11 protein-coding genes are annotated in these 12,586 nt (G+C 68.3%); 5 read left to right on the top strand and 6 right to left on the bottom strand.

From position 1 onward, the window contains the following. The first annotated feature begins 64 nt into the window (after positions 1 to 64). From FXN61_RS22970 to FXN61_RS22950, 5 genes are all read left to right on the top strand, one after another. Complete coding sequence (locus tag FXN61_RS22970; protein ID WP_167976108.1) at positions 65 to 367, top strand: hypothetical protein; 303 nt, start codon at positions 65 to 67, stop codon at positions 365 to 367. Continuing rightward, entirely contained in the window at positions 364 to 918 is a 555-nt protein-coding gene (locus FXN61_RS22965; RefSeq protein ID WP_167976107.1) for an acetate and sugar kinases/Hsc70/actin family protein, read from the top strand. Before FXN61_RS22970 ends, FXN61_RS22965 begins: the two co-directional genes overlap by 4 nt. Beyond that, positions 918 to 1,181 (top strand): hypothetical protein, encoded by a 264-nt coding sequence (locus FXN61_RS22960; RefSeq protein ID WP_167976106.1) that lies wholly within the window; start codon positions 918 to 920, stop codon positions 1,179 to 1,181. Before FXN61_RS22965 ends, FXN61_RS22960 begins: the two co-directional genes overlap by 1 nt. Positions 1,182 to 1,183: 2 nt before the next feature. Then, entirely contained in the window at positions 1,184 to 3,505 is a 2,322-nt protein-coding gene (locus tag FXN61_RS22955; protein WP_167976105.1) for a helix-turn-helix transcriptional regulator, read from the top strand. A 789-nt stretch (positions 3,506 to 4,294) separates the two neighbouring features. Further along, the gene (locus FXN61_RS22950) at positions 4,295 to 6,034 is read left to right on the top strand and encodes a diguanylate cyclase domain-containing protein (protein ID WP_167976104.1); all 1,740 of its coding nucleotides are present in this window, start codon (positions 4,295 to 4,297) and stop codon (positions 6,032 to 6,034) included. Here the strand turns inward: FXN61_RS22950 and FXN61_RS22945 are convergent. The 6 genes from FXN61_RS22945 to FXN61_RS22930 form a co-directional block, all read right to left on the bottom strand. After that, positions 6,009 to 6,506 (bottom strand): DUF2165 domain-containing protein, encoded by a 498-nt coding sequence (locus FXN61_RS22945; protein WP_167976103.1) that lies wholly within the window; start codon positions 6,504 to 6,506, stop codon positions 6,009 to 6,011. The two genes, FXN61_RS22950 and FXN61_RS22945, sit on opposite strands and share 26 nt — an antisense overlap. 71 nt (positions 6,507 to 6,577) lie before the next feature. Next, entirely contained in the window at positions 6,578 to 7,276 is a 699-nt protein-coding gene (locus tag FXN61_RS55540; RefSeq protein WP_376770707.1) for a WD40 repeat domain-containing protein, read from the bottom strand. Then, a complete protein-coding gene (locus FXN61_RS52470; protein ID WP_312877929.1) occupies positions 7,273 to 8,100 on the bottom strand; it encodes a WD40 repeat domain-containing protein in 828 nt (275 codons plus the stop codon). The genes FXN61_RS55540 and FXN61_RS52470 overlap by 4 nt, the downstream gene beginning before the upstream one ends. Beyond that, on the bottom strand, positions 8,004 to 10,382 hold the full coding sequence (locus FXN61_RS52465; RefSeq protein WP_246291888.1) for an nSTAND1 domain-containing NTPase: 2,379 nt from the start codon (positions 10,380 to 10,382) through the stop codon (positions 8,004 to 8,006). Before FXN61_RS52465 ends, FXN61_RS52470 begins: the two co-directional genes overlap by 97 nt. A 252-nt stretch (positions 10,383 to 10,634) precedes the next feature. Continuing rightward, a complete protein-coding gene (locus tag FXN61_RS22935) occupies positions 10,635 to 11,534 on the bottom strand; it encodes an LCP family protein (protein ID WP_167976102.1) in 900 nt (299 codons plus the stop codon). Positions 11,535 to 11,580: 46 nt separating this feature from the next. After that, on the bottom strand, positions 11,581 to 12,501 hold the full coding sequence (locus FXN61_RS22930) for a nucleoside hydrolase (RefSeq protein WP_223165555.1): 921 nt from the start codon (positions 12,499 to 12,501) through the stop codon (positions 11,581 to 11,583). Positions 12,502 to 12,586: the final 85 nt, after the last annotated feature.

The raw sequence follows: 12,586 nt of genomic DNA, 5'->3' as shown, positions 1-12,586 counted from the left end.
CACCCGCACGACTGCTGCCGTGTGCCGTCTCGATGGTGCCCGGGATGCTGAGATCGCCCTGGTCGTGCCGTCGTTTCTGCAGCTCACGGACGCGGGGACGTTCTCGGTCGGCGAGTTCGGCACACCGGGCTGGACGGCCACCGGTTTCGCCCGCAGGATCGGCGACGCGGTCCCGTTTTCCCTGGGTCCGGAGACGTGCCCGGCAGAAGAGCTCACCGCGTTGCTGATCATGTGGGTCATCGGCGAGGTGGTCGCCCGAGAGGGTGAACAGCCCCGTCACGTGGCCGTGAGCCACCGGCCGGGTGGGGCCCCTATCGCCGCGGACAGCTCTACGCGGCGTTGCGGCAGGTCGGGGTCCACGACGTGACGCTCGTTCCGGAGCCGTTCGCGGCCGCCGAGAACCACGCCGTGCGCTCCCGTGTGCTGCCCGGCTCGTCGTTGGCGGTGTTCTCGCTGGGCAGCCACGCGTTCTCCGGGTCCGTCGTGAAGCGTTCGCAGAGCAGGACGTTCGAGCTGGTCAACCACGTCGATGGCGTCGATCACCACACCGGTGCCGACTTCGACGACCTGCTGGCCGCTCTGGTGCGTGGTCGGCTCGGCAAGGACGGGCTCGTGTCGGTCGCCGAGTGCGAGGCGGCGAAGCGGGCGTTCGGTCCTTCCGCGGTGATCAGCGGGGTCGAGGTCGGCCGCGACGAGTTCGTCGAGGAGATCCGGCCGTCCATCGACCACCTGGTCTCCACGTTCGTTCGCGCGTTGGGGACCGTGCAGCCCGACGCGGTGCTGCTCGTCGGCGGTGGCTGCCGGATGCCGGCGATCGGCGACGCGTTGTCCGCTTCCGTCGACTGCCGGGTGCTGGCCGAGGCGCCCCCGAGCACTCGGTCGCCAAAGGACTGGCGGTCGCCGCCCGTCTGGTCCTGATGGGGCCGGAAGCCGAGCCGGAGCCGCTCGAGACCTCGGTCCTGGTGCACACCCGCGAAGCGTCGTTGCGGTTCCCGGTCGGCGAGATCACCGGCCCCGACGACGAAGAGTTCACCGCTCCACCTCCCCGCCCGCCGGTGGACGTTTCCCCGCTGGAGCTGCCACCGCGCCGGGTGAAGCGCGTGAAGAGCGCGCTGAAGCCCGCTGGACGCCGGTCCAGCTCCCGATCCGACTCCCGACTCGATGATGAGGACAGCCGTTGAGCGTGACCACACGAGCCAGGTTGGTGCTGGACCCCTCCGTCCGAGGTGTCCTCGACCGGATCAACGACGCTGCTTCAGGCGACCGCCTGCGCGTTGTTGTTGCGGCGCCTGGTGGTTACGGCAAGACAGCATTTCTGGGCGAGATCACCAACTCCGCCGTGCGCGTGGTCGACGACGCGCACCTGCTGGACGACTCGTCGTTGCGCGAGCTTGCTTCTGAGCCTCTGCTCGTGCTGGCTTACCGGCCGTGGCCGCGTCGTGCGGTGCTGGCCGAGCTGACCCGCGGCGCGGTGGTCGTGCCGCTGGCGCCGTTCTCGCGTGAGCAGGTCCGCGAGTTCCTGCACGCGCCCAAACCGGTCGTGGACTTCGTTTTCGCGCAGACCGGTGGCGTGCCTGCTCTCGTCGAGCGTCTTGGTGCTGTGACGGAGGTTTCCGCCGAAGCGCTGAGCGCCTTCCGGTCAGAGCTCGACTGGATCGACCCGGACCTGCAGAAGTTCCTGCTGGCAGCCGAAGCCGGCGCCGCACAGCGCCTGGACCTGCTCTCGGCGTTGCTGGACAAGGACTTCGACGAGGTCAGCGACATCATCGAGGCTGCCCGCGCCACCGGCCTGCTCGCCGAGGACGGCACTTTGCTGCCGCTGGCTCACCGTGCGGTGGGAGCGTTGACCCGTGCCGAGCGCCGCATCGCGGTGCGGCAGAAGCTCGCACAGCTTCAGCTCGATCGCGGCGGTCCTGTGCTGGACCTGGTGCGTCCACTGCTGGACACCGGCATCGGCGGACCGGTGTTCGTGGCCGCCGCCCGTGAAGCTCTTTCTGCCGACCCCGCTCTGGCGGCCCGGTTGTTCAAGGCTTCGACCGGTGGCGGTGCGCCGTCCGCCGAGACCGCCGCGCAGTGGGCGACCGCTTCGGCGATGGCGGGCGATCTGGACGCCGCTCTGCGGCTCGCCGACAAGGTGATCAGCGCTTCCGACACCCCGCACCGCCGGACCGCCGCCGAGGTCGCGGCCGTTGCTCTGGCGCACCGCGGTCAGCTGGCTCGCAGCACCGAGCTGTTCCGCTGGGCCGCCACTCCGTACGCGGCGGCGTTCGCCGGGATCGGCCTGATCGGCACGGGGCACCTGTCCGAGGAGACACCTCCGCAGCCGCCGACCATGCTCGGCGGTGCGGCTTCGTTGATGCTGCAGGGTGTTCGTCAGTCCGTCTCCGGTGCCGAGACCGCCGCACTGTCCACTTTGGTCCGTGCGTCGTCGATGCTGGAGCCCGCGGGTGGTGCTGTTCTCCTGCCGGACAGCCCGGGCGCTCTGGCTGCTCTGGTCGCGGTGCACTGTGGCGAACCGAACGTGGCCGAGTCGGTGCTCGACCGTGCGGTCGAGACCGGGACCGGCGGCGTGCTGATGTCGGTGCGGCACCGGTTGTTGCAGGCTTGGGTGCACATGTTGCGCGGCAACCTGTCGGTGGCTCGCGAGACTCTGATGTCCGTCCGGGGTGCGTTCGAGCCCCGTGACTGGATCTTCGCTGTGGCACTGGAAGTCGGCGTGGCTCGGCGGAACAGCGACCTGGCCACCTTGCGCCGGACTTGGGAGCAGGCCTGCGAGGCCGTGCTTCGGCACCCGGTGGACCTGTTCAGCCTGCTGCCGTTGGGGGAGTTCGCCGCCGCCGCGGCTCGGTTGCGTGATCAGGACCGGTTGGCGCCGCACCTGGCGCAGGCCGCTGCTTTGTTGCGTGCCTTGGGGGATCCGCCGTTGTGGGCCACGCAGCTGCACTGGAGCCTGCTGCATGCGGCGATCATCGACGAGAACTCCGCTGCTGCCGAGGAGCACGCGGCTGCCTTGGCTCTGAACCGGGAGCGCAACCGGTACTGCGCGATCGTTTCTGCTGCCGCCGAGTGCTGGCTGGATGTCGTCGCTGGGAAGGTCGACGCGGATCGCGTCGAGGAGGCTGCTCGGAGCCTGCACGCGGTCGGGTTGTGGTGGGACGCCTCGCGGTTGGCCGGGCAGGCGGCGATTCGGACGTCTGATCGGCAGGCGATGGTTCGGTTGCTCGACTGTGCCCGGTTGTTGCAGGGGCGGCCGGTTTCGGCTCGGCGGTCCGCTGAGAGTGATGCGCCGGTTGTGGTTGAGGATGCCGGGAAGTTGAGCGATCGGGAGCGGGAGGTTGCTCAGCTTGTGTTGGAGGGAATGACTTACAAGCAGGTCGGGGATCGGTTGTTCATCTCCGCCAAGACTGTTGAGCATCACATGGCTCGGATGCGGCAGCGGTTGGGCTCTACTTCTCGTAGCGAATTGTTGGCTCAGTTGCGGCACATTGTGGGGTCTGGGTCGTAGGTTCGCTCTTGTTCGTTGGTGGTTGTTTTGCGTTGGCGGATTGCGGTTTGTGGTTCCCCCAGGGGCTCTGCCCCCGGACCCCCGGCAATCTGATCGGGGGTCCAGCGCCGTCGGCGGGTTGATGGCACGCCTGTTGGGTTGGGCGGGGTGCTGTTGCGAGGGTGGGTTCCGTTTGGGGTGGGGTGGTCCCGTCACGAGTCGCACCAGAGGCAGGGCCTCGCCTGCGACTCGTGACGGGACCACCCCACCTGCTGGGTGTGTGAAGAGAGCGCTCGGCTTCGCCTTCGCGGGCGGCTCGGCTTCGCCATCGCCTTGGCTGTTCGCCGTTTTGCGAGAAAATTGCTCCGATCGAGCGAGTAAAGCTTGTAACGCTGCGAGATCGCTGTACCCCCGTTGGGGCGAACGTCCCCGTGTCATGGGACGGTGTGGTTTGCTGGCGGTAGGCTTCCGCACCGTTGCTCGCCGAGCAGGTCAGGTGGATGATTTGCCGAGCCAGGACGACGCGAGATCGTCGCGCCCGATGGGGCGTGACGAGTTGGCGCGCGACTGGGCGGTGAAGGTCGGTCGGACTTCGTACATTCCACTGTCTGCTGTGAAGCTCACGGAAGAGCTGCACGAGCTGCTGAACGTGGTGGCGGAAGCGGTTGCCGGAGATCCTGCCAAGGCTCCCGGGTTGGTACTCGCCTGGTTGAGATCCACTGCGTTGGCGACGAGAGTCTGAGGAAGTCGGTCGAGATTCTTGCGCGGTTCGTGGAGCGGGAAGGGGCTGACGCGCTTCAGGCCGGGCTGGTGATCGGGGCTGTGGCGGCTGCGTACACCGAGGCGATTCAGGCGCTTGTGCTGGAGCAGCAGGAGAGTGTGAGTCAGGCGTTGCTTCGGGCGAACCGGGCTGTGCAGTTGGATTTGCAGGCCAGCGAGGAGCGGTTCGAGGACATCTTCATGCACTCGTCCACCGGTATCGCGATGGTCAGCCTGGACGGGGAGCTGGAGCGGGCGAACGAGGCGTTGTGCGCCATTCTTCGGCGCGAGGACGTTGCCGGCATGACGCTCACCGACCTGGTCGCGCCGGCGGATCTGGCGCTCGTCTCCGACGCGTTGGAGAGTTTGAAGCACGGGCGGGTTCGTCGGATCGAGGAACGTCCTCGGCTGATCGATCGCGATGGTGAGCATTTTCGGGTGTTGCTCGCGGCGACTGTGCAGAGGGATGCCGAGGACAATCCGCGGCACTACGTCGTGATGATCGACGACGACAGCCAGCTCACGTTGCTCGGCGGGCGGTTGCAGTACCAGTCGCTGCACGACGCGTTGACCGGGTTACCGAACCGGCAGTACCTCACGACTCGGCTGGAGTCGTTGTTGCACAGCGACATTGAGCACGGCGTGACGCTGTACCACCTCGATCTGGACGCGTTCGCGGTGATCACGGACGGGCTCGGGCGCGAGATCGGTGACAAGGTTCTCAAGCTCGTCGCGGAGCGGCTGTCCTCTGTTTTCTCCAGTGAGAAGGCGATGGTCGCTCGGCTGGAGGGCGACGAGTTCGCCGTGCTGGTCGAGAACGGGCCGGAGACGCCGGACGTGGACACGACGATCCGGATGATCGAGCACGAACTGGCCGAGCCGGTCTACTTCGACGGCCGCGGTGTCGCGGTGTCCGCTTCGGTCGGGGTGCTGCCGCGGTTGCATCCCGGTGGGAATCCGGCTGAGGTGCTGCGGGCGTCGGACATGACGTTGCGGCGGGCCAAGCGCAGTGGGCGCAGGCAGTGGGGGCTGCACGACGCCACGTTGGACAAGCGGGAGCAGGAGGAGTTCGCGCTCGCCGCCGTCATGCCCGGTGCGTGGGAGAACGGCGAGATCGAGGTCGTGTTCAACCCCGTCATGAAGCTGGACGGCACTGCGCGGGTGTGCGTGGAGGCCGAGCTGAACTGGAAGCATCGGGACGTCGGGCTGATCGGGCACGAGAAGTGCGTGTCGATGGCCGAGCACACCGGGCTGATGCTGCCGCTCGGCGAGTGGATGCTGCGCAGGGCCGCGGAGACCGCGTGCGAGTACGAGGAGATGCTCGCGGTGTGTCTGACCGAGAGCATGGCGAACAGTCCGGATCTCGTTCGCGACGTGCGGCGCGTGCTCGCGGACACCGGGCTGCAGGCGGGGCGGCTGCTGCTGGGTTTTCCGGTGCACGTGCTCGCGTCCGAGGACAGCGAGGCCGCCGACAACCTGGTTCTGCTCGCGGACATGGGCGTCCACATCGGCGCCCGCGACTTCAAGGGCTCGACCGCGGAGATCGAACTGGTCCGGTCGATGGGTGTGAAGGCCGTGCGGGTGAAGGGCCGGCGTCAGAAGCCGGACGAGCTGGTGTCGCACGTGCTCAGCGACCTCGTCGGGTTCGTGCACGAGGCCGGCGGTCTCGTGGTGATCGACGCGATCGAGGACGCTGAGCAGAGGGACTGGTGGAACGAGCTCGGCGCCGATGCCGGGGTCGGGCCGGTGTTCTGCGTGGAGCCGACTACGAGTTGGCCCGACGCGGGTTGAGGTGCACGAGGATCAGCGCGAAGCCTGCGATGGTCACCACGCGCAGTGCGGCGGTGATGCCGTTCCAGTCTTTCGACTGCCACATCGCGAACCACTCGCCGCCGATCGTGATGAACCCGCCGAGGAACAGCGCCACGATCATCAGCAGACCGGCGGACGCGAACTTGCGCGCGCTGTCCTCCTTGTCGCGGATGTAGGCGATGGTGCCGGCGGTCAGCAGGACCGCCGAGATCGCCTCCCACAGGATGATCGCCACGTAGACGATGGTGACGATCGCGGGGCTGGTGATCGCCCGCCACTTCAGTTCCTTGCCGAACGTGGTGTCCATGGCGAGAACGTGTTTCACGAACGCTTCGTTGGTGCCGTAGTCCGTGACATTGCCTAGCACCACAAGAAGCATGTTGAGGGCGATGAACCCGACGGTCACCGCGACAACAGCGCGCAAGCTGCCGACCCGAGCAAGAAGACGCATGGCGCGGACAGTAACCGATGGGGTGCTGCCAGTGAGGCGTGTTCGTGTCGTCTCTCAACGGCTGGACGAGGTCAGCAGGGGTCCTCGAACTCGACCTGGGGCAGGCGGGCCTGCCACAGCTCCTCGGTGAGCGCGCCCCGCGCGGTGGCACAGATCCGATCGACCTCGTGCGCGACGTCGAGGTCCCACAGGCGCATCACGCCGTCACCCGACCCGGTCAGCAGCACCCGGCTGTTCGGTCTGAAGTGGACGGTCACCTCCGCGCCCGACGCGAGCGACATCTGCTGACCCATCGGGACCGCCTCGGCGGGATTGCTGATGTCCCACAACCGGAACGTCTTGTCCGAGCTGCCGCTCGCGAGCGTCTTCCCGTCCGGCGTCACGGCCAGGGAGCTGACCTGCTGGGTGTGTCCGGTGAGCACGCTGAGCGCGACGGGCTTCTCCCGGTCCCGCACGTCGAAGAGCCGGATCGCCTTGTCGACGCCTCCCGTGATCAGCGTGCGCCCGTCCGGCGTGAAGACGACGCGCTGCACGGGCTGCTGGTGGTCCGTCACCGGCTTGCCGAGCAGCCGCGGTTTCGCCGGGTCGGTCACGTCCCACAGCCGGAACGTGCGATCGCTGCTCGCGGTCACCAGCGTCTTGCCGTCCGGGCTGAACGCCAGGTCGTTGACGTACCCGTCGTGCCCGGTCAGCGGATCACCCAGTGGAACGGGGTGCGCGGGGTCGCTGATGTTCCACAGCCGGATCGACTCGTCGTCGTCGCCGGTCACCAGGGTCTTGCTGTCGGGCGAGAAGCCGAGCGGGTAGGCGAACCGGGTGGCGAGCTGGATCGGTTGCCCGAGCGCACGACGTGCGCTGGGTCGCTGGAGTCCCACAGGCGCAGCGTCTTGGCGTTCGTGATGGCGGCGAGGATCTTGCCGTCCGGCCCGAGCTTCGGCTTGGTGAGCCCGCGCTCCTCTCCGACCAGCGCCGAGCCGATCGGCGTGGGCGCGTTGGGATCCGTGGTGTCCCACAGCCGCGCCGTCCTGTCGCCGGAGCCTGCCACGAGCAGGTTGCCGTCGCCGCTGAACACGGGACCCGTCACGTTCGAGGGGCCGAGCAGCATCATGTTCTGCGGCAACGACCACAGCCGCACCGAGTTCTCGCCCGCGCCGGTCGCGAGGGTGCGACCGTCCGGGGCGAAGCCGACCGCGAACACTCCACCGCTGGGCGCCGCGAGCGGTTTGCCGATCTGGCTCGCGGCGGCCGGGGTGCTGAGGTTCCACAACCTGGCGGTGCCGTCCGACGCGCCCGAGGCCAGCACGTGCCCGTCGGGGCTGAACTTCACCGACCACACGCCGGCGGTGTGGCCAACCAGCGCATCCCCGATCGGTTCCTGCGTCGCGGGGTCCCACAGCCGCACCGTGCTGTCGTCGCTGCCGGACGCGAGCAGCTTGCCGTCCGGGCTGAACGTCACCGAGTGCAGACCGTCGGTGTGGCCGGTGATCGGCTTTCCGATCATGGTCCTGGTGGCGACGTCGAAGAGCCGGATCGTCCGGTCGTCGCCGCCGGTGGCGAGCGTCTTGCCGTCCGAGGTGAAGGCGAGGGTCCGCACCGCCGCCGTGGCGCCGCGCAACGGTTCGCCGAGCGGCTGCGGTTCGCGGGGTCGCTGACGTTCCACAGCCGCGCGGTCTTGTCCTCGTTCGCCGCGGCGAGAGCCTTGCCGTCGGGGCTGAACTCCAGCAGGTAGGTGGTGCCGTTGCCGGTCTCGATGGTCTTGAGGTGCTTCGGGTTCGCCCGGTCGGTGACGTCCCAGAGCCTGATCGTCTTGTCGTTGCCGGTGGTGGCGAGGATCTTGTCGTCGGGGGAGAACACCGCGGAGGTGAGCCAGTCGGTGTGGCCGGTGATCACCGCGAGCGGCTTCGGGTTCGAGCGGTCGCGCACGTCCCACAGGCGCGCGGTGCGGTCGTAGCTCGCCGTCGCGAGGACCGTGCCGTCCTTGGTGAACGACGTCAGGTACACCGCGCCGGTGTGCCCGTGCAGCGGCACGGCCAGCGGCGTCTGCTGGCTCGCGAGCAGTTTGGAGCCCACGTTCTGGTCGTCGGGTCGCATCCGGTGGGCGGCCAGCAGCATCTGGGCGGCCAGCGACGGGTCGGTGTCGGTCAGCCGGTCCGCCTCGGCCACGACCTGGCGGAACACCGCGTCGTCACGTTGCCGCACGGCGATCACCGCGGCGCTGGCCGCGATCAGCGCGAACACCACCACGAGGGACACGGCGGAGCGGCGCAGCCAGACGCTCTTGCGGTGCTGGCGTTCCGAGGCGTCGATGAAGTCCTTCGAGAGGGCGGTGACCTGCTGCCGCGCACCTTCCAACCGGGCGCCGCGGTAGAGCATCGACGAGTCGCGATCGTTCGAGGCCCAGGTCGCCGCGTCCTCCTCGAGCCGTTGCCGGGTGAGGTTGCCGGCGCGGTCCTCGTCGATCCAGCTGCGCAGCCGTGGCCACGCGTGCAGCAACGCCTCGTGCGTGATCTCCACGCTTCCGGCGTCCATCGTGATCAGCCGGGCGCGGGTCAGGACCTCGAGCGCGCGTTCGGTGGCGGGGAGGTTCGTGCTGGCCTCGAGCAGACTGTGACGGCTGGACCTGCGGCGGGTGTCCTGGGTGTCGTCGCCGACCCTGACCAGGCGCAGGAGCAGTTGCTTCGCGGCGGCCCTGGCCGGTTCGTCGAGATCGGACCACGCGCGTTCGGCCGTGGTGGCGACGGCGCCCTGGATGCCGCCTGCCGCCCGGTAGCCGGCGATCGTGAGGCGGCCTGCCTGTCTGCGCTGCCACGTGACCAGCAGGGCGTGGCTGAGCAGAGGGAGGGCGCCCGCGTCGTAGGCGTCCTTGCCGCGGCGGTTGTGCGTGCCGAGATCGCGCAGCACGAGGTCGACGAGGCCGGTCTCGAGCTGCAGGCCGGCGGCCTTGGCCGGGTTCGTCACCGCGTCGCGCACCTCGGCCGCCGACATCGCGCCGAGCACCATCTGCCGGTTCTCCAGCGCCTCGGCGAGCTCGGGAAAGTCGAGGCAGCGGGCGTAGAAGTCGGCGCGCAGGCCGAGCACGACCGCGGTCTTCTCCGCCGCCGCGTGCAGGGCTTGTACGAAGACCCGCAGCCGGTTCTCGTCGCCGCCGAGCGTGAACGCCTCCTCGAACTGGTCGACGATCACCACCCGGTCGCCGACCGCGAGCTGCACCTCGTGCGCGAACTCGACCAGCACCTCCGAGTCGGCGGCCGATTCCAGCGTGAGGATCAGATCCGGCACCTGGAGCGCGAACTCCTTCAGCGGATCCGTGCCGGGTGAAACGATGATGGCGTCTTTGCTGAGGCGGGGGAGGACGCCCGCTTTCATCAAACTCGACTTACCGGCGCCGGACGCGCCGACGAGCATTGTTATGCCGTTTTCGTTGAGCCGGGCGAGAAGTGTGTTCGTGGCCCTTTCTCGTCCGAAGAACCAATTCGCGTCCTGCGGCCCGAATGCGCTCAGGCCCATGTACGGGCAGACCGCGCTGTCTTCTTGAGGGGGCGCGTCCGTGTCGATGACGGGGCTCGCGAGCGCCTCTTCCCAGAGGATGCGCCACGCGTCCAGGTCGTACAGGCCGTCGATCGCGGCCTGGGGCTTCCGCTTGCGCGCCTCGCCGACGAGGATCTCCAGGACCGCGCTCAGCCCGCTGAACCTGGCGGGAACGTTGCGCCCGCGCCGCCAGTCGCTGACGCGTTGTGCCGGTACGCGAACCGGCCTGCCCTGCTCGTCCGTTCGGCGGGCACGGGCAACCGACTCCGTGACCCGCTTCAGGGGTGGGTCGCCTGCCTCCGCGTAGAGCAGCGCGAAGCGCTCCGCGAAGACGCCACGGGGTCCCAAGCGGCCTCCACCTCGTCCGGACCGGAAAACGTGGACCGCCCGTCTGAGCTGCGGCGCACGCACCGGACAGGTGGTCAGGGAGCCCACCCTAACGAGGTGGTCTGACAACCTCGACCCCACGTCCTTCACGAGACCGGGAGACCGTCACAGTGGTAGTGACCAACTGGGGCAAAACTTCCACGGCTGAGGAGTACTGGGGGTCTCCTCAGCCGTGGCCTCGCCCGAGCGAGTGGCAGGGTGCTGCCTGCTAGGTCAGGCGGCCTTCCAGAGCTCATCCGCTTCTGGTTGCTTGGGCTGAACCCGGTTCGGATCGGGCAGGTACCTCTCGGTCGGCAACGTCACGTAGATGATGCTGTCCGGTTTCAACGCGGTGAGTTTTCCCGCGAGGTCCGCCAATTTCGCGATCGACCCGATCTCGGTGTCCGTCACGATCGACTTCGTGAGGATGTCGGCGAGCTCGAGCGTTTTCTGCGGGCTGGCGAGCCAGTTCTCGTTCGCCAGTTTCTCGCTCAGGGCCTGCATGAACAACTGCTGGTTTTTGATGCGGTTGAGGTCGCTGCCGTCACCGATGCTGTAACGGGTCCTGACGAATGCCAGCGCCTGCGTTCCGTCGAGCTTCGTCGGCCCAGCCGGCACGTGCAGCCCGCTCTTCTCGTCGTCGATGGCCTCGGGCATCGTGACGTCGATACCGCCGAGCCTGTCGATGACGTCGCGGAAGCCGTTGAAGTCGATCTGCACGAAGTGGTCGATCCGGATGCCGCTCATCTGCTCGACCGTCGCCACCGTGCACGCCGCGCCGCCAGTGGAGAAGGCGCTGTTGAACATGGCGATCGCGGCAGGCGGGTTGTTCCCGCACTGCGGCCTCGGCACCATCGTGTCGCGAGGGATGCTGACCACCCGCGCCTGGTCGCCCTTGGCGTTGAGCTGCACGACCATGGCGGTGTCCGACCGCCCGTCGTCCTTGCCGATCAGGAGGATGTTGAGCGGGCGGCCAGGCGTCGACGGAGGCCTGGCGGGTCCGATCTCCTTGGCGAGATCGACGGTCTTGAGATTGCTCTCCAACCGCCAGTAGGACCCCCCGACCACGACGCCCGCCGCGATGACCACGGCGGCCCCCGAGACCGCGAGCCATCGTTTCAAGTGGACGTTCATACCTCCGACGGTCCCGGCTGTTTGTCCGGATCCCGTCGGTGGTTCGTCATGGTTGTGTCACAGCGTGCCTCAGTTGGTCGAGGAAGACGTCCTGGTCGGCCGTGACGGCGTACTTGGCCTTGGTCCGGCCGGTGCCGATGTCTCGGCCGAACGGACTGCCTTCGGCGAGGATGCGCTGGTCGGCCACCAGCGCGCCACGCGTGTACCGGCCGGTGAGCTCGATCGCGAACCGGTCCTCGACGTACGTGGCGAGGTGCGGGTGGAGCATGATCGCCGCCGCGAGCGGGTCGTGCGGCACGAAGCCGGTCTTGCCCAGGAAGCTGCCGTAGAAGTCGGCGTAGAAGCCGAGGATCTGCCGTGCGTAGTTGGCTTCGGGCAGGGATTCGAGCCACTCGCCCGGTGCGTGGCTCGCCATCGTGACGTCGAGCCCGACGATCGTCAGGTCCTCGAAGCCCGCCTGGAGGACGAGGTCCGCGGCCTCGGGGTCGTGCCAGAAATTGGCCTCGGCGTACGAGGTGATGTTGCCCGGCACGTTGAGCGCGCCGCCCATGACCACGACCTTGACGAGGAGCTGGGGGAGGCGAGGCTCGATCTGCAGCGCCAGCGCGACGTTGGTGAGCGGCCCGATCGCGAGCAGGCTCAGCTCACCGGGTTCCCTGCGGGCTCTGTTGGCTAGCTGCTCGGCGGCGCTTTCGTTCGTGCAGGTGGTGGTGGGGTCCTCGCCCGCACATCCGCCGAGCCCGTCCTGGCCGTGCACGTCCTCCGCAGTCCGCAGGTCTTGGGCGAGCGGCCTGGCCGCACCCATGGCCACGGGCGCTTTGATGCCCAGCCGTTCGGTCAGCCTCAGTGCGTTGGCCGTCGCCTGCTCGACCGGCACGTTCCCGTGCACCGTGCCGATAGCGACTATTTCGGTGTCGCGCTGCGCGCGCAGGTAGTGAGCCTTTTCCATCCTGATCTTGCTGGTCACAAGATCAGGTCGATCTGACCGACCGCCTTGAACGCGGCGAAGCTCCTGGTAGCACGGGTATCACGACCAAGATCCACCCATGCTT

Source organism: Lentzea indica (genome assembly GCF_012184385.1).
GTDB classification, from domain to species: Bacteria; Actinomycetota; Actinomycetes; order Mycobacteriales; family Pseudonocardiaceae; genus Lentzea; species Lentzea indica.
This window is presented reverse-complemented; position numbering and strand designations above follow the sequence as displayed.